The organism is Pelotomaculum sp. FP (assembly GCF_004369245.1).
GTDB classification, from domain to species: Bacteria; Bacillota; Desulfotomaculia; order Desulfotomaculales; family Pelotomaculaceae; genus Pelotomaculum_C; species Pelotomaculum_C schinkii.
Map to the genome: position 1 here is coordinate 1 of NZ_QFGB01000076.1, position 16,581 is coordinate 16,581.

The 16,581-nt window shown below is 47.3% G+C and carries 17 protein-coding genes, 1 tRNA gene and 1 riboswitch; of the genes, 4 read left to right on the forward strand and 14 right to left on the reverse strand.

Translation table 11 applies throughout. The features are described from left to right. Positions 1-291: 291 nt before the first annotated feature. From Psfp_RS19140 to Psfp_RS19195, 12 genes are all read right to left on the reverse strand, one after another. The gene (locus tag Psfp_RS19140) at positions 292-2,445 is read right to left on the reverse strand and encodes a DEAD/DEAH box helicase (RefSeq protein ID WP_134220122.1); all 2,154 of its coding nucleotides are present in this window, start codon (positions 2,443-2,445) and stop codon (positions 292-294) included. Continuing rightward, the gene (locus Psfp_RS19145) at positions 2,442-3,320 is read right to left on the reverse strand and encodes a type I CRISPR-associated protein Cas7 (RefSeq protein WP_243120808.1); all 879 of its coding nucleotides are present in this window, start codon (positions 3,318-3,320) and stop codon (positions 2,442-2,444) included. Before Psfp_RS19145 ends, Psfp_RS19140 begins: the two co-directional genes overlap by 4 nt. Then, complete coding sequence (locus Psfp_RS19150) at positions 3,307-5,457, reverse strand: hypothetical protein (protein WP_134220123.1); 2,151 nt, start codon at positions 5,455-5,457, stop codon at positions 3,307-3,309. Before Psfp_RS19150 ends, Psfp_RS19145 begins: the two co-directional genes overlap by 14 nt. Continuing rightward, positions 5,447-6,052 (reverse strand): CRISPR-associated protein Cas5, encoded by a 606-nt coding sequence (gene cas5 / locus Psfp_RS19155; protein WP_134220124.1) that lies wholly within the window; start codon positions 6,050-6,052, stop codon positions 5,447-5,449. The genes Psfp_RS19150 and cas5 overlap by 11 nt, the downstream gene beginning before the upstream one ends. Before the next feature lie 336 nt (positions 6,053-6,388). Then, positions 6,389-7,207: a KilA-N domain-containing protein gene (locus Psfp_RS19160; protein WP_134220125.1), complete on the reverse strand. Its 819-nt coding sequence runs from the start codon at positions 7,205-7,207 to the stop codon at positions 6,389-6,391. A gap of 71 nt (positions 7,208-7,278) precedes the next feature. Beyond that, complete coding sequence (locus Psfp_RS19165; protein WP_134220126.1) at positions 7,279-7,875, reverse strand: KilA-N domain-containing protein; 597 nt, start codon at positions 7,873-7,875, stop codon at positions 7,279-7,281. 73 nt (positions 7,876-7,948) lie between these two features. Further along, positions 7,949-8,581, reverse strand: coding sequence for a recombinase family protein (locus tag Psfp_RS19170; protein WP_192895539.1), 633 nt, complete (start codon positions 8,579-8,581; stop codon positions 7,949-7,951). A gap of 215 nt (positions 8,582-8,796) precedes the next feature. Beyond that, positions 8,797-8,872 (reverse strand) — tRNA-Ala (locus Psfp_RS19175). 156 nt (positions 8,873-9,028) lie between these two features. Then, positions 9,029-9,757, reverse strand: coding sequence for a class I SAM-dependent methyltransferase (locus Psfp_RS19180; protein ID WP_134220128.1), 729 nt, complete (start codon positions 9,755-9,757; stop codon positions 9,029-9,031). Between the two features lie 297 nt (positions 9,758-10,054). Beyond that, positions 10,055-11,044 carry a mannosyltransferase family protein gene (locus Psfp_RS19185; protein ID WP_192895540.1) on the reverse strand — a complete coding sequence of 330 codons (990 nt, stop codon included), beginning with the start codon at positions 11,042-11,044 and terminating at the stop codon, positions 10,055-10,057. Between the two features lie 117 nt (positions 11,045-11,161). After that, a complete protein-coding gene (locus tag Psfp_RS19190; RefSeq protein WP_134220130.1) occupies positions 11,162-11,617 on the reverse strand; it encodes a GtrA family protein in 456 nt (151 codons plus the stop codon). 20 nt (positions 11,618-11,637) lie between these two features. Continuing rightward, positions 11,638-12,390 carry a glycosyltransferase family 2 protein gene (locus tag Psfp_RS19195; RefSeq protein WP_243120809.1) on the reverse strand — a complete coding sequence of 251 codons (753 nt, stop codon included), beginning with the start codon at positions 12,388-12,390 and terminating at the stop codon, positions 11,638-11,640. Positions 12,391-12,588: 198 nt separating this feature from the next. On the opposite strand from Psfp_RS19195, the gene Psfp_RS19200 reads away from it, so the two are divergent. The 3 genes from Psfp_RS19200 to Psfp_RS19205 all read left to right on the forward strand — a co-directional run bounded on the left by Psfp_RS19200 (position 12,589) and on the right by Psfp_RS19205 (position 13,489). Beyond that, complete coding sequence (locus Psfp_RS19200) at positions 12,589-12,816, forward strand: DUF378 domain-containing protein (protein WP_134220131.1); 228 nt, start codon at positions 12,589-12,591, stop codon at positions 12,814-12,816. Between the two features lie 142 nt (positions 12,817-12,958). After that, positions 12,959-13,105, forward strand: coding sequence for a hypothetical protein (locus Psfp_RS21865; protein WP_190239091.1), 147 nt, complete (start codon positions 12,959-12,961; stop codon positions 13,103-13,105). 117 nt (positions 13,106-13,222) lie between these two features. Then, a complete protein-coding gene (locus Psfp_RS19205; protein WP_134220132.1) occupies positions 13,223-13,489 on the forward strand; it encodes a hypothetical protein in 267 nt (88 codons plus the stop codon). Here the strand turns inward: Psfp_RS19205 and Psfp_RS19210 are convergent. After that, complete coding sequence (locus tag Psfp_RS19210; protein ID WP_134220133.1) at positions 13,484-14,161, reverse strand: S24 family peptidase; 678 nt, start codon at positions 14,159-14,161, stop codon at positions 13,484-13,486. The two genes, Psfp_RS19205 and Psfp_RS19210, sit on opposite strands and share 6 nt — an antisense overlap. Positions 14,162-14,188: 27 nt before the next feature. Beyond that, positions 14,189-14,875: a gamma-glutamylcyclotransferase family protein gene (locus Psfp_RS19215; RefSeq protein ID WP_134220134.1), complete on the reverse strand. Its 687-nt coding sequence runs from the start codon at positions 14,873-14,875 to the stop codon at positions 14,189-14,191. A 150-nt stretch (positions 14,876-15,025) separates the two neighbouring features. Next, positions 15,026-15,136, forward strand: a riboswitch (SAM riboswitch). Positions 15,137-15,237: 101 nt separating this feature from the next. Here Psfp_RS19215 and Psfp_RS19220 point away from each other — a divergent pair. Then, positions 15,238-16,443, forward strand: a complete 1,206-nt coding sequence (locus Psfp_RS19220; protein ID WP_134220135.1) for a homocysteine biosynthesis protein — start codon at positions 15,238-15,240, stop codon at positions 16,441-16,443. Positions 16,444-16,581: the final 138 nt, after the last annotated feature.

The window sequence follows — 16,581 nt, forward strand, 5'->3', positions numbered from 1 at the left end:
CCCCCTTCGGCTTCCTCCAGACCCCACCGTTACCAGTGACGCCCTTGCCTACGGGTTGTCTTCCCGCTGGTTAGGTGACAGGGTTTCTTTCAACCCATCGGTGCGGCAGACATGCCGGGCAAACTAAAATAAACTTCATCTGCCGATGAAGTTTCATTTCCTTGAGAAGTTAGGTAAATATAGATGCCAACAAGTAGTTACTCATGGTCAGACCGTTAAATCGGAATTGACAGTCAAAGATTAAGTTCCTTTTCATAAATTCAGATACTTCTCATCGATTCAATTCGATTATTATATCAGGCTCTTCATATATCCGAGAAAGGCATCATACTGCAAATCCGAAAGCATTGGCAATTCGCTGTCGGGCAGTCCAAGCCGGGCCAAAACGCTCTTGCGGAGGTTGACGCTGCCTCTTTGAAGCTCTTTGGCGGAAACCTGTTCACCTGCTTGAATTTTTGTAGCAAGCGTTGGACTGGCCACAACGGTCACCGTTTCTTCGTCAATCACACGAAATTTTTTAGCGACAGTTTCAAATTCGTGTAGGCGATCGGCTTTACATATCTCTTCCGACAATGCCCCGCGCATCTTGCATTCCTGGCGAAATGCTTCCGTGACAGCTTCGGTGACGGATACGGCAGAAAGCCTTCCGGAAGAAATCATTTTCCGAAATACACTTTTTGAATCATTGAAGCTTGAATCAACGGTAAAATTGTCCTCCGTAATCGTAAATGCAACCAGCACCGCATCTTCATATTCCCTTTCGCTGTTTCTTCGAATACGCCCGCTCAACTGAATGTAGCTCTGCAGGGAACGCAGCTCGCAAAAGCCGCAGCGGAATGAAAAATCCATACCGCATTCTACGCAGCTTGTGGCCACCAGCGTCCAATCTTTAGAAAATTCCGATTGGGAACATAGCCTTCGCTCGATCTTGGCAATCGTGCGTTCCCTATCCTCCGGCGTGAGAGCAGAAGAAAGATGCAATACGTCGTATCCCTGCTGATGCAGAAATTTGGCAAAAGCTGCGGCGGATTGGACTGTGTCCAGCACAACAATTTTAGAGCCGTGATAATTATTTAGGTATGCCGCAAGCTCCACCGCTCCGTAAAAATGCGGAATATTGCCGCTCCATGCATTCAGGTCAACCCTTGATTGCTCGAAGGCGTTCAGGCTCTCCGAAACCTCGAGAGGCAGCAGGGGTACGGCGCACAGCCGGTCCTGCTTTTGAAAGGCAGGACTCTCCCAGAATTTTACCGTTGTGGCGGAACACATGCAGATGCGGCATCTCCATTGAGATGCGAGTTCAGTAATCCATTTCCATGCGGGCAGCATCAGACCGACAGGCAAAGCGGCGTGGTACTCATCAAAAATGATGCCACTGCCCGGAAGCTGCTGCAACTTGCGCAGCTTTGCCGGCAGGTTACCCGCCAGCGTTTCAAAAAACTGAACCGCAGTAGTGACGATAATGGGCGCTGTCCAGGTCGTTGCCAGACGCCGATACTCGGGGTCCTCAAAATCCGCCTGATGATGGTGCTCGGCCACAACTTCTTCAGGATCCTCACCGTCCAGTACAACAGCTTTCCTGAGTACCTCCACCGTTTGGGAGATGATATTGGTGTATGGCAGCACCACGAAAATATGCCGCAGATGATGTGCCTGCGCAGTCTTTAGCATATGCGCCATGACTGCCGTGGTTTTCCCCGTGCCCACAGGGCTGTCGCAATATTCCATCACGGCGTCTGTGGCGGCGCCTTTACAGATTTGATAGAGAAGGGTGCGCAGATGGTTACGTTCGCTATCTTGTTCTGTGCGGCCCTGCAGGTTCTGAACATATCTGTCCAGCCTTAGCCTCCGTTCTTCCCACCGCGGTTCCGCACCTATCAACAGTTCACCGGCAGTATCCGAATGGTCAGCGTCTACCAGACAACTCAGCAGAATGCGGTATTCCAGTGCTGAAAGCTTCACCGCTTTTCTATCGGTGGGTTCCGGAAGTTCGCCAATCTCTTTAACGTGGATCCGCAGATAATTGCAGAGATTTTTGTCAGTGTCGGACATGGCCGTCAAAAAACGGAAAGGCGTATCTGCGACTTTATGCGCATACATATCCGGCAGTCCCGGGCGGTGATGCGAGTATACCAGAGTGACCTCCGGGCATTCCGGCTTGTCCCCCAGCAGATATTTTACGCCTGCGTCCCGATGCTCAATTGGAAGCCTTTTTGCTTGTTTCCTTCCGTAAAGAACGTCCTGATTTTCCCCTGCCAGCTTTCCCACATCATGAAACGCCGCCGCCGAATTGAGAATACCACTATAAAGCTCAGCCTTCTCTTTGGCGATATGCGGAGCCAATGCCTCCAGATTTCCCTTTACCTTTTCAATCACTCCGCATATATGATCGCGGTAGGATTGCGCCGGTCTGCCGCCTCTGGCGCTGTGTGCGATCGGAATCATAAGGTTTCCATCAGGTCCACAACGGGGGCGGTTTTTCCTGCCAGCTTTTCATTGAGCCTCGCAATGCTGTGTTGAAGCGCCGTTTCATCATAATCCTTCCAGGATGTAGCCGGGCCGGTTCCGCCCGCTATTCGAACAGGGGTAAGCACCTCGATGATGCGAAAATCGTTATAAGTACCCCGGGCGCGGTTATGCTCCACATAGAATGCGTATCGGATGTCCACCTGCGGACGGACATATGATGCCGTCTCTTTGTACGCATGGGGGATCAGCCGCAGGAGCAGTTCAATGTCTTTTTTCGTGCAATGAGTTTTCTGTGCCGCTGTTGCGTTGATGAAAAACGGCATGGCATACAGGCCATACGACACGATACGGAAAGCCAAAGGCGCCATGCCCTTGCTCTTGTCGTCCTCAACAGGAAGCACCTTGGTCGTTGTCATGCGTTCAATTTTGATTGGATCAAGGGATACGCCTAGACCGAACTGCACAACACCGGACGTAATGAAGGAGCCCTTCTCCTCCGTTTCCTCTTCAAGAAACGTCGTACCGAATACCCGCACATCCCAGTATTTTGCCAGCAACTCTTCAGAAGAGAGATTGCGGATATCAGAACGCTTTGTTGTTTTGCTTTCTAAGATATCAAAGCCTTCTTCCGGCAAATTCAGTTCTTCCGCCAATTCCTTCCACAGCGGAGAATCCTTGGCTTCCACCAGATCACGCAGCTTCCTCTTAAAGGAGACCGGAGAAATCTCTCCCCGTCCGTCTTGCCTGGTTCGGGGATCGCTTTCGCGGTCGGGATCCCCGTTGGGGTTGGAATTGGTCACATCAATTAAAAGTAGGCCTGTCCCTCTGTTGATGATTTCACTCATTGACATTCTCCTCCTTTATATTCGGTTTGTTTAAGGAGTTCATCTCCTTCTTTTCGTACGGGATAGCGGCCAGATATCCCAAAAGCACCTGGGCCTGCTGAGCGGGGCTGAACTGCTCTGGAAGTTCACTTTCCGCAGCCGCAATTTTCATGCTGACTTCCTCAAATTGTCTTAATAACCTCTTTGCCCTTCCGATGTTGTGTTCTTCTGCTTTTTCTGCCCAAGCTATATAGATTCTCATGCGTTCACTTAACCTGAGAAATGCTTCAATCGGATTTTCAAGCGCGATTGGAAACATCTCGTTCCCCATCAACTGAGCAGGAATAGAGGGATTCTTTTTATCGCTGCTTCTCACCTGAACACAGTATTCCTTATGCAGCATGTCTGCCAGTTTCAGGAACTGCCCTACATTGAAAGGTACGTCTAACATATAATTCTCCTTTCTGATACCTGATAAATAAATCAAAATGGAAAGCAATGCCACAAACATGGCGGCCTGCCTTGCCTGTGTTCGGGATTGCTTTGTGAGCGGCAGTGCATAATCTACAATCAGTTGATATGCCATATCTTCCAGCAGCCAACGACTCTTTTGTACGGTCAGTTGGAAAAAACGCTCCAACAGTTGCGAACGATCCGTCTGCAAACCCGGCGTATAGAGACTATATATCTCGTGAAGCGAGGCGTCGCTTTGCTTCATCGGCTTTCCGGATCCCGAGCGGGTATAGTTAATTTTAAACAGTTGGCAGATCTCGCTGGGGCCGGGGCAAATCGGCGTTACAATAATATTCTCTTTTTTATCCCGTACTCGTATCTCTATAGGTGGGGTATTTCGGGATGCAGCATCCCATGTAAGCAGATTTTCGCGAAGCCGCTCTGCCGTAAAAGAGGTTTCATACACAACTTGCTTTCGCCCCGGATCCAGCGTTTCCAAGAGAATTAGATTGACTTTCGCGTTTGGATTTCTGCGCAGGACGTCCTCAAGGTTCCCAAGCACCTGCTTACACAACGCTTCATAAACGGCCTCTGCCGTTTCCCGATATTCTTCCGGATCATCAAAATCAGATGGGTCACCAAGGATTTTGGCCAGATACGCATTGTTTTGCGGGTCATCCGGCAGATAAGCCAGCAACAGGTTTGGTTTTTCGCGGTTACTATCACTCATGGCGCGCCATGACCTGTCTTTTCTGGAATCAGCCGTCAGAAACGCAAGGGCGTCGCTGATGGCACGGATTTCATTTGCTCCGGCTTGAAAAGCCTCCGTGCCGGTCATGGTATAGCGGGTAAGGCATGGCGTATCGGATTTTTTGGAATACAGGTAAGTAAGGCCCAGCAGAGGGATGTTGGGATTTGGATACTTATCCCCGATTCCCGCAGTTTTAGTTCCTGAAAAGGGTGAAATGACAGTAACCGCTTGATGCTCGGAACCCTCTACGGTATGCTTGCTGTTGAGTAGTTCGATCAGAGTGCGCTGCGTTTCAGATGAAAGCACCAGATTTTCGTAATTCCCGGTTTCATACATATCATAATAAGTCATGCAGCCGGCGATATATTTTCCTTTCTTTGAATCAAAAGTACCGACCAGCAGTTTTTTGATCAAGTCAAGCAAATCCTCCTGCCCACACCGCAGGATTTCCTGCCGGAGAAGCTGCGTGAGATTCTGCAAAAAAACGGATTGCTGCCCTTCCCGAGGAAATACGGAAATCAACTTCTTCAGCGCAGCCAGCGCCGGCTGCTCCGAAATCAAAACCGGTTTCAATTGGTTGGCCGACCACTCTGAAATTTTCACGTCTGCGCATTCCTTATTGATAGCAGAATAATCCAGCTTGGAAAGCAGCATCAGTTTTTCGGATAGCCTCGCTTTGTCCCATGCGGTATCGTCTATTTTTTTGCTCTCGCCAGCCGACAGCAGGGGCTTTTGCACGCGAATCGCGGGGAAACTGTTATGATTTCCCTTGCTGTGCTTCCAAAGCGCGGCAGTCTGTTCCTTTTGCAGAATTCGAAGGCCGCGAGGCGTTCCATTGTCGTCAAGTTCAATCAGAAGGCAATACCCCTTGCCGACATTGCCGACATCCGGATGGGTGGTGGATTGCAGAAGGCCGTGGCGTTCCAGGGATTTACTGAGCTCATAAAGCTCATTGAGCATAGAACATCACCCCTTTTCGAATCTCCACGTTCTGTATGAAAACCGGTGACAGGCTGCCTTCCGTAGGGCGGCTGTACATTGTTGAAAGCATGGAAGGGATTATGAGGTTGATGGAGGAATCAACCGAGGTATTCTTCCGCAACGGGCCAAAATAAGAGGGGGTAAACTCTTTCCAGCCAAGGAAAACGGTCGTATGGAACTGTCCTGATTCTATCCGTCGGAGGAAAACTTCCTGAAGTTTGTGCTGCGGGTTATTACCGCTGTGAGGCGCTTGATATGCCTTGATGATTCCGTACGCCTTGTAGCAGACATTCTCCAAAACCGTCGCAAAAAGCTGAAAATTCCCTGTTCCACTTTTTCGCAAAGGACCGCCGTAATTGGTGGAATACTTATGAAATACGATCGGAGAGCAAATCTCAACCTTTTTAGGCTCAAAATAGGCTTCCTTGGACATGACAACACATTCGAACATGCTTTTCAACGCGGATTTGGTAGGCGCGGGATACGATACCGGGGAGGAACCGGTGTCCGGCCTAGTAAACATGGCGGCCGGACCGGCAATTTCAAAAGAGACAGGATAGCCTTTTTCGACCACAGAACCACTCCTTTCTTGTTTGATAGTCGGAGTCCTCGGATGATTTTCTGATATTTCTACTATATGATCTTCTTCTTCACTTGTCAATGATTTAATACTACTAATTAAATGAACTTTATTCTTGCGTGACGCAACCTTTTATGTTATTATCGCCTTTAGGAGAAAACTCCTGTGGATTGAAACTTGGGATAAGATATACTTGCCCAAGGGATATATTGTCGCACCCCTCGCGGGTGTGTGGATTGAAATATTTAATTTGTAGTATTGGAGCCCAAACAGCGGCCGCAAAACAAAATGTTTTGCGGCCGCCATGCTTTTTCCTTGTTACCTTTTTGTTTAATCCTGACTCTTTTCATCCAGATCTATTATCCTGTGATCGTCCGTCAGCAGTTTCATCTGACTGATTGCAATTATGTTCAATTTTTTAAGGCGTTCCGACTGAGGCATTCCGTCTGCAATAAATACTGCATTCAAATTCTCCATGTTAGAAAGGCAGACAAGCTGAGAAACATTTGCATAATCCCGAATATTGCCTTTAAGTTCTGGATTGCTGTCTCGCCATTGTTTGGCGGTCATGCCGAACAACGCAACATTCAGGACGTCCGCTTTGCTGGCATATATCTGGTTAACCTGCTGTGGCGTAAGCTCAGGCGGGATAAGATTTTCTTTGATTGCGTCCGTATGGATACGATAATTGATTTTTGCCAGATTCCGTTTGATATCCCATCCGAGCTGCCGCTGTTCTTCGGCTTTCAGCCTTTCAAATTCTTTTATCAGATAAATTTTAAACTCTGGGCTGATCCACATGCCAAATTCAAAGGCGATGTCCTTGTAGGCGTAAGTTCCACCATAACGTCCGGCAGTTGCTTTGAGGCCGATAGCATTTGTCTTTGCCACCCATTCTTTAACACTGATTTTGTAACTGTTCAAGCCAGCCTGACTTTTAATTATGGCGAATTCGCCATAATTAAAATTGGGGTTGTGGATTTGCTCCCATATTCCCAAAAACTCAATTGTGTTGCGATTGCGAAGCCAATCCGAGATGAAAAAATCGCCGTGTTTAGCTTTCAGCATATCTGTCAAGGAGATATAATCCTTTTCATCCATCGTTGCAACGGTAATTTTTGCTCCGTTCACACTGAGGTAATTTACCATCTGCCGCACCTCCTGCCTCTATCATATATTTTTTGACTTACTTTTTTAAGTGTGCATTTTTATTAGACATACTACTTCTCTATGCTTGCCATACGAAACTTCTTGACGACATCCAACCTATATGCAGGATCGATCCACATGCTGAATTCACAGGCAATGTCCGGATGTGCAAAGGTACCACCGTTTTTACCCTGCTTCGATGTAATCCCTGCCGCACCTGTATTGGCAATCCACTGCTTAAGTGTCAGTGTAAAAGAGCTGGATTTCATTCTTTCGATTAACGCCGTGCATGCTTCATCTACGAATTTAGGATTGCTCTCCTTTTCCCATAGACGGAGGAATTCAATTGTTCCATAGTCGCGCAGCCAGCTTTGAATCACATAGCTGGGTGCATCGGTATTTTTCTGCCGGGCTATTTCAGTCAGCGATATGTAGGTGTCGTCTGGAGAAATGATCTGAATATGTTTAGCGATCATGGCTTCACCGATTGATGAGCGGCGGAATCCGGGGACAAAACTTGCGTTCAGCTGCTCAAGCATTCTTTCGGAGAGCGTGTCCGCAAGGTCTTGCGTCATAAGGTCCTTTGAAACCAAGTGTTTTAGGATTTTTTCTCTTGATATGCAATATGTCCAAATCGCTTCCGCACGCTTTTCTTCCTCAGACACCATGCTCATCTCCCGTCAAGTAAAACCTGAATATATTCATATTATATTTTGTTCAAAAGAGTTTGAATAGTGCTGATTAGAGAGAGGAAAAGCGCTGGGTATGCTTGTACTCGAAAGAGATAGCGCCAGCATGGCCAATTTGGATTCGGTCCAGCAAATCTCTGACATGCTCTGGGTCAAAAGTATTCATACCGAGTTCCTTGCAAATTAACTGAAGTATATCCTTCTCGGCAATTGATGGGGACTGCGTGCAGCTTCTGCGTTCCACACGGTTGGCGCAACGCCATACTACTTCTCCGGAGGCACGTGTAATCCGGCGATAGTTCGCGCCGCACTCTGAGCAAACTAAAAGGCCACTCAGTACATTCTTGGAATTGTACCGGGTGGCCTTCCGCTGTGTGCTTCCGTCATTATTAAGTTCTTGGTTTGAGCGTGCCGTCTTTTCAAATTGTACTGCAGTATACAGTTCCAAGCTAATAATGAGCGGAACATACTTTGAACTGGACAACAGCTTATCAATCGCGGCCCGCCCCCAACACTTATTTCCTGATGGCGAGGGGATACCCCGGCTTTCCAGCATTCTTGCCAATCCTCCAAGGCTATTGCCATTAAGGTATTCTCTAAAAATCATCTGAATAGCTTGCGCTTGTGTTTTGTCAACAGTAACCCTGCCATCATTGTCTACAGCAAAACCATAAGGGATTTTCATCAAAGACATCCTCCTTTAAACATTATTATTTGTGGGTTTATTATTTTATCCGCCAACCTAAACCTACGGTAATTCATGTTATGAATTTGAATTGCAGAGCGGAAATCCGTCACTTTTTACAATTTCAAGGCTAAAACTTATGCAAAACAACCATTTTAGGGCATAAAAAAGAAAAACCCACTTTTAACTAAGTTAAAAAAGTAGGTTTGTCTACTTGGTGGAGACAAGGAGGATCGAACTCCTGACCTCTTGAATGCCATTCAAGCGCTCTCCCAGCTGAGCTATGCCCCCATGATAAGATACACATGTTATTTTACTATCTAACCCTCAGGTGGTCAAGCCCCAAATTGGAGTGTCACAACCTTATTGGCGCTCATCAGCGACGTTATTTAGTTTACCACTTTTCTCGCCTCAGATCAACCATGTTGCGCGGTTAAATTATGTAATTTAGTTTTTTCTATATATAAAGGTTCCGAAGCCAAAGTGGCTGCGGTACGTTTTCATCAAACCCTGATACTCTTGAAGCGGCCGTGACAGATTCGCATCAATCATTAATTCCGGTGAAAAGAGCGAATTCCCGCCATAAAAGATTTCTTTCAAGTTGTCCAGCGGCCCCGGGAAATTCTTGCAGCTTGCCGCGATTTGGCTGAAACCAGCCTTCTCGAAACCCTGCCGCCATTCCTTGAACGATGGTATTTGTGGTAGACCGCAGACAGCTTTTACCTGTTCCCTGGCTTCAGGCGGGAGGGAATCTTTAGCCAGCAGTTCAACGTCGACCAGGATCCCCTTTTTCTTTAAAACCCGGAAGCACTCCTTAACAGCTTTAAGCACAGGCAAAAATACCAATACCGATTCAATCATAACCAGGTCGGCAGCTTGATCACGAAAGGGCATATCCAGCACGTCGCCAAGGACAAAATGCACATCAGCCTTTTCCCGCCTGGCCCTTGCCCTCGCCTTAGACAGCATTTTTTCTGAGTTGTCCAGGGCAAACACATGGGCTCCATAGGTTTTTGCCAGGTGGCAGGCGGTTCGCCCTGTCCCGCATCCTACGTCAATAACAATATCGTCACGTGAAATGCTAAAATCCCGCAGAACTTTAAGGGTATGGTGAAATCCCCCCGGGTGCAGGCTGCCGCTGTCCATGGAGGCAATAGCATCAAGGTATGAACTCATCCGAAATCTCCTTTTGTTTTATTGACCCTACATATTATGTGGGAAGGAAACATTGAGTTACATACCATTGAAGACGCCTTGCAGGCGCCATATCACCATAGCCAACATGACCATGAGTAACCAAAGGGTGTCAATGAAACTTTCCTGTTCCAGATTTATCAAGCTTACAATGCCAACACTAATTAACGCCGCCAAAGCAAGTGCGGCATAAAGAACACCGCAATGGATATCAAAACAAGCGCCTCTTTTGCGATTAAAAAAGCACCTGAATAGAGGACTTTACAATGGCGGCTGCACTCAACTAATCCATCTTCCAGCCACAAACATGGCGCAGACGACCGAGAAGACCACTGTTGTTATAATTACATAAGACTGGTAGATTTGGTTTTTACGGAGCAATAGCGCCAGGGTGATATAACCGGGGAAGAGGATAATGATGTACCTGGGCATACCAAGCGGCACGTTGTCAACTACTGAAGAAAACGGGATTAGAAAACCCAGGACCAGAAAAATCAGCAGCGAACGGTCTTTAATATACTGAAAGCTCCTGATTACCAGGAAGAGGAACAAAAGGGCCATGCCTGATTCAAAGAGAGCGTAATATTGGTTTTCATACAAAAACAGAGTCAGGTTGAGAAACTGCCCGGCCCCCGGATAGGCGAAATGACGGTAGCCCCAGTACTCGGTATTCAGCGAGTGGGCAAAAGCCAGCGGGTCTCCCGTTGACTGCCACAATACCAACATGAAAATGAGCAAAGCCCCGGGAATAAGGGCAAGCGGCAAAGCTTTTTTGATATTGAGCCTGTACCCTTCCTGCTCATACTGCATATACAGGAAAGCCAAAAAAAGTACCACACCAATATTACGGGTCAAGGCCGCGCAGGCGCCGAGAACCGCAGCCGGCACCCACTTCCCCCGCCTGCCATAATGAAAGGCGGCAAGAGTGAAGGCTAAAAACGGCGCTTCGGAATAAATCGAGGAGAAAAAAATTGCCGTCGGGAAAAATAGCATGATAAAGACGGTGGACGCGGCAACTTCGGCGCTGTAGTCTTCTTTCACCAGGGTATACAGATAATAACAGGCAATAAAGAGAGCGGTGTTGGAAATTAGAAAACCAGCTGCCGCCCCGTCCTGGGTTAAAAAAGTAACCAAGCGGATCATTAGCGGGAACAACGGGAAAAATGGCGCACAGTCAAAGTCGTACCCCTGCCCTGCTATTCTCAGAAACCAACCTGCGTCCCAGTGAATTAAGGAATCAAGGATGACATGCTGGTGGATTCTATCCACAGACGCAGGCAGTAACGGACCCAGGACCTCCCTGGTAAGCCAAATCAAAAAAACGATGTAAAGTTTGTTCAGTATGTATATGTAGCCGACATGTTTCAAGTTCTCTTTAATAGAATGTTACCCCCTGGAGACCTTGGCCACCATCTTGCCTTTCCGGAAGACCCACAGCTTGCTGAGGGTAAAGTTGAAAGTAAAAGCAATAGCCGTCGCTAAAAACAGGGCTGTCATCTGGGCAAGATTTAAATTAAGGAAAATATAGATTGACGCGCTGTTGATACCCAGACCTACGGCGTTTACCAGCACGAACCTAATAAACCTGCCACCCTCATGGTGGTCGTGGATTGTCTTAAAAGTCCAGCACCGGTTTAGAAAGTAGCTGTTGAGTATGCCGCAAAAGTAACTCAAGCCTTTAGCCGCTGTGTAAAAGTAGATACTCTCAACAGGATATAATTTTACAATGGCAAAATAGACAGCCCAGTCGATAAAAGTATTTAAGCATCCTACCAGAGCAAATTTGCATAATTGAAAAATATTTTCCGTAAACTCACACTCTCCTTGTACAAACAGAACCATCAATTTGTATGCAGGACGTATTATTCAGACCGTGGAGAAAAACTGCTTTTCAAGGCAAACAATTCTTTAAACGCCCGCAAAATCACAGATAACTTGGCCCCGGTCTGCTCTCCTGCCACGCGGGGGAAATGGCTTACCCCCACCTCGGTTATAGTATAGCCTTTGGCTCTGGCTTTGGCTAGTATCTCGGTATCGATTAAGGCGCCCTGTGAAGTAAGGGTAATCTCATCAAATATTTTGCGCCTGTATAGTTTAAAGGCTGAATCAACATCATTCACGTTGATTTTAAAGAGAGCATTAACGAGAGCCCCCCACAAAAAGGCATTGACCTTGCGCATAAAAGAATCCTGCCGGTAGGTCCTGCGGCCTGAGACGATATCTGCTTCTTCAATAAGAGGCAGAAGTCTGGTAATCTCCTCTATTTTGAACTGGCCATCCCCGTCTGTATAGAAAACCAGCTCCTTGGAGGCATTCTTGAACCCCGTTTGCAGGGCTGCGCCGTAACCCTTGTTGCCGTCGTGGTGAATTACTCTCACCGCGGGGTTTTCTTTGGCCAGGCGTTCTGCAATTTCACCGGTACGATCCCGGCTGCCGTCGTTTACAATAATAATTTCGTAATCATCGGATATCCTGCGTGCAACCTCAATCGCTTCCAACGTTATCCTGGTCACATTTTGTTCTTCGTTATAACAAGGGAAAAATATGCTAATAGGGTACTTCTTCATAATCCTCCCCATTCCTTTGTGTCCTTCACCATATATTACCTTCGACAAAACTATCCGGCATCCTTCTTCCTGAGTTTCCTTAAAAACACTTTTGCTTTAAGTTTGATTTTTTTGAACAATTTTATACGGGATAAACTTAATCTGTTGAAATTATAAACTAATTTACCAGCCATCTTTATTTTAGAAAAGAATAACTTTTTTAATATTTAACATAATAAGGGTATTAAAATTCAGGAGGTGTCAGGTATGGAATGGTTAAACCGCTTGGCTTTGGCTCTGGTCATTATCGGCGCCTTGAACTGGCTGCTGGTGGGAGTCTTTGAATGGGATCTGGTAGCCGCTATTTTTGGGGGCAATACGCTCAGGCAATCTTCTGACTTTAGCCGGTTTATTTATTCGATTGTTGGACTGGCGGGTCTCTACGCAATCTCATTCTTCTTCAAGGAAAACGCGCTGGTGAGAAACAAGCAGTAATTTTCTGCGGATGCGTAATGAACGCTACAAAAAGAGTACGGCCCCTTACTCCGTACTCTTTATGTTTATTAAAACTCAATGTATAGGACAATTCCGGCTTGGTCATAATTAATACTGGAAACAACAAAAGGAGGATTGAAGAATGACTCCACGCAAAAAAGATAGGGTCCTGGTTCCGGATACTGTAACCGCCCCGGCGGAAGATGAGAATGATCTTTGCTCCGATGCATCTGAAAGTTCTTGCGGATCCTGCCCAAAATCCAGTGACGACAAAAATGCTACCTGCTAGAGACCTTATCTTAAGGTCTCTTTTTTTGTCCCCTGGCTTCCTTAACGGGGGTTGTCACCGCAGGAAACTAATGCTATAGTTGGATTAATAAAAATTATTAACTGGGGTGATGTCGTTTTGAACCTCCAAAACAAGGGTTACCTCAACGATTACCGGGTAAACTTCCTAAACAACAGTACAATCATCAGTATCGAAATTACCTGCTGCGGCAAACACATAGGAGAAATGCGGTTTCAAGACGGCGAAAGGAAAAAGTGTCCTCAATGCGGCACGGTCCATACGGTGACTATCCAGCACAACCACTTCCATATACGCCCGGTAAAATCCAATTCCAAAGAACAGACGTACGATGATGCGGAAGTCCTTGAGGAAAAAGCGCTATAATTTTTGGCCGGGCCTTGAAGGTGGAAATTTATAAACACCCGCGTATACCCCTTGAATAACCAGGTTGCTGGAACTTTCCAGCAGCAGATCGGGATAAGACGGGTTGGCGGCTACCAGACGGATATTACCGTCACTACCCTTGTGAAATACTTTCAGGGTGGTTTCTTCTCCGTTAACCAGAGCGCAAACAATCTGCCCGTCGAAATCCACGTGTGACTGACGGTGGATTAAAACCAGATCCCCTTCATCTATCCCTGCGCCTGCCATTGAATCTCCTTTGACCTGAAGGGCAAAATACTCCTTAACCGCTTTTTGTTGCGGCATTGGGAGCATGCCGATGATATTTTGTTCCGAAAAAACCGGCTGGCCGGCCCGCACGGTACCCAAAACGGCAATACCGGTAAGATCATTAAATATTTCTACATGCTTGTTAAGTGTATTTTTACTTGGAGTATCCTTCTTTGGTTCGTCTACGCCAGGTAGAAAGTATAACACCGGCTTGGCTAAAGCCTCCGACAGCCTCAGCAAGTCGTCGATACCAATTTTGCGTTTTCCCTTCTCATAATAATTAATGGCTGTGGCCGTAAGCCCCAGCTTGGCCCCCAGTCCGGCCTGGGAAAGGAATTTTTCTTCCCTGGCTTTTTTAATTTTGGCCCCGATTTCAACAAACATCTAAAACCGCCCCATCTATACGCAATCTTAATCAATAGTAGGCATGGCTGATACCTGCCGCAGGTACTTTTGAGGGAAGCCAAAGAATTGCCCGCCGGCAACCATCTTCTGAAGATACTGCCGGGATGGAAACAGCATACTGTGCCACTTGAACACAGATGACTCCACACACATCGTACCGACCGCCCCTTCCACCGGTATCCTGATTTTCACCTCTCCCGCGGCGAGAGCCTTTTGCCTTGATTCCATATGGTACACTGCTCCCCAGACCTCGCCATCAGAAGATCCGCATAAATTTGCCACACCCCCGCCGGCGCTCCCGGTTTTGCTGTCATCAAAGGTCAGGTGGTAGCCCTTAAGGCATCCCCTCATCAAAAAATGCACGCCTGGCGATGAACGATATAGTTCAGGTTCGAGCTCCGGTCCATAGGCAAAATAAAGGCAGTCCTCTCCCGCCAGCAGCGGCAGTTGACCGGCAATGAGGTCGTCAATTTCCTGCCTGTTCTCGTGGACGCTAAAAAACCTGCGTTCTGCAAGCGGCTTCACCTCGTCACCGGCAAAAGAGCGGATTCTTCCGCCCAGAGCCAGTACGCCCATTGCCTCCTCCAGTTCTTTAACCTGCAGCTTCGAACGGTTTAATATAGTTTGGAAAGTCAGGGCATTATCCGCTTCCCTGATAACGCAGAGGACCAACAAATTCCTGTCCAGCGCCAAACGAATTCCCCTCCCACTTCAAGTAGAACTTCCCCAATCAAATATTAATAACTTCTACCTCGCCGGGGTTAAATCCTTTTCTAAAACACATACCTATTGACATAAGCTGGTTCAATTGATAGACTAATACACAGTAACTTAATACCTTTGCTCTTATCCGGAGTGGTGGAGGGACTGGCCCAATGAAGCCCGGCAACCTTGGGATTACCCCAAAAAGGTGCTAATTCCTGCAGAAGATCTTTTTCTTCTGACAGATAAGGGGGAAAGCGTTGACTTAGACTTTCTAGCCCCTTCTGTCTTAGAAGGGGTATTCTTATTAAGGACGGCAAGAGCAATGTTTAAACCGGGAGGGACGTGGAACAATGGCAATCGAAAAGACTTACGCCGAAATTAATGAAAAGATTAAGTCCGGTAAAGCGGTTGTACTAACTGCCGAAGAAGTAATCGGCCTGGTTGAAGAAAAAGGACTTACCGAAGCAACCCGGCAGGTAGATGTGGTCACCACCGGAACATTTGCCCCCATGTGTTCTTCCGGTGTATTTCTTAATTTCGGTCATTCCAAGCCCAAGATGAAGATGCAAAAAGTTTGGCTTAACGGTGTCCCGGCCTACTCCGGAATAGCTGCTGTCGACGCCTATCTTGGCGCAACGGAACTTCCCGAGGACGACCCCTGCAACAACAATTATCCTGGTGAATTCCGGTACGGGGGCGGGCATGTAATCCAGGACCTGCTAATGGGTAAAAAGGTCAAACTGGAAGCCACCTCCTACGGTACCGACTGCTACCCACGCCGTGAGCTCGAGACTTATATAACCTTGGACGATATTAACGAAGCGACCCTTTTTAATCCACGCAACTCCTACCAGAACTACAATTGCGGGGTTAACTTGAGCAACCGGGTTATTTATACCTATATGGGAGTATTGAAACCGAATCTGGGCAACGCGCATTACTGCAGCGCCGGGCAGCTCAGCCCGCTTTTAAATGACCCCTACTTTTTAACCATAGGCATGGGGACCAAGATCTTCCTGGGGGGCGGGATCGGATATGTGGCCTGGAACGGCACCCAGCATTTCCCCGAAATTCAAAAAGACGCTGCAGGAAACAGCTACGGACCGGCCGGCGGGACTCTCTCGGTTGTAGGCGATTTAAAACAAATGAAAGCCAACTGGTTGCTTGGAACCAGTTTCCTTGGTTACGGCGCTACCCTTTCCGTAAGCATAGGCATACCCATTCCCATCTTGAACGAAGAAGTAATGCGCTGCGTATCGGTCAGCGACCGCGACCTCTATGCCCCCATTGTCGATTACGGTGAAGCTTACGGCCAGCGGCTGCCCAGCGACCTGGGCTTCGCCAGCTATGCCGAGCTGAAGTCGGGAACCATCACCGTCAACGGCAAAAAAATTCCTACGGCTCCCCTGTCCAGCTATCCCAAAGCCAGGGAAATCGCCGCTACCCTCAAGGAATGGATCTGCAAAGGTGACTTTCTTCTGACCGAACCGGTAAAGCTGCTCCCTTCCTACCGGGACGGCATCCAGTCCAAGAAGCTGGAAATCAGAGGCCTGTAACGAAAAAGCTGCTATGAAAATTACAAGTTCCCAAAAGGCAATAATTAACTAGGCCTCTTAAAAGGGGTTAAACAGTAAAGCTATTTGAAGCAAAGTTACCCTACAAAAACCTTAAGCAGCTTCGATCTTGACTTGATA

Bases quoted from the DNA above. Each gene is read 5' to 3' on its own strand.
- Psfp_RS19150 (WP_134220123.1), bottom strand. From the start codon at position 5,457: ATGCTCAATGAGCTTTATGAGCTCAGTAAATCCCTGGAACGCCACGGC.
- Psfp_RS19145 (WP_243120808.1), bottom strand. From the start codon at position 3,320: ATGTCAATGAGTGAAATCATCAACAGAGGGACAGGCCTACTTTTAATT.
- Psfp_RS19200 (WP_134220131.1), top strand. From the start codon at position 12,589: ATGGAATGGTTAAACCGCTTGGCTTTGGCTCTGGTCATTATCGGCGCC.
- Psfp_RS19170 (WP_192895539.1), bottom strand. From the start codon at position 8,581: ATGAAAATCCCTTATGGTTTTGCTGTAGACAATGATGGCAGGGTTACT.
- Psfp_RS19165 (WP_134220126.1), bottom strand. From the start codon at position 7,875: ATGGTGTCTGAGGAAGAAAAGCGTGCGGAAGCGATTTGGACATATTGC.
- Psfp_RS19220 (WP_134220135.1), top strand. From the start codon at position 15,238: ATGGCAATCGAAAAGACTTACGCCGAAATTAATGAAAAGATTAAGTCC.
- Psfp_RS19180 (WP_134220128.1), bottom strand. From the start codon at position 9,757: ATGAGTTCATACCTTGATGCTATTGCCTCCATGGACAGCGGCAGCCTG.
- Psfp_RS19190 (WP_134220130.1), bottom strand. From the start codon at position 11,617: ATGGTTCTGTTTGTACAAGGAGAGTGTGAGTTTACGGAAAATATTTTT.
- Psfp_RS19210 (WP_134220133.1), bottom strand. From the start codon at position 14,161: ATGTTTGTTGAAATCGGGGCCAAAATTAAAAAAGCCAGGGAAGAAAAA.
- Psfp_RS21865 (WP_190239091.1), top strand. From the start codon at position 12,959: ATGACTCCACGCAAAAAAGATAGGGTCCTGGTTCCGGATACTGTAACC.
- Psfp_RS19160 (WP_134220125.1), bottom strand. From the start codon at position 7,207: ATGGTAAATTACCTCAGTGTGAACGGAGCAAAAATTACCGTTGCAACG.
- Psfp_RS19140 (WP_134220122.1), bottom strand. From the start codon at position 2,445: ATGATTCCGATCGCACACAGCGCCAGAGGCGGCAGACCGGCGCAATCC.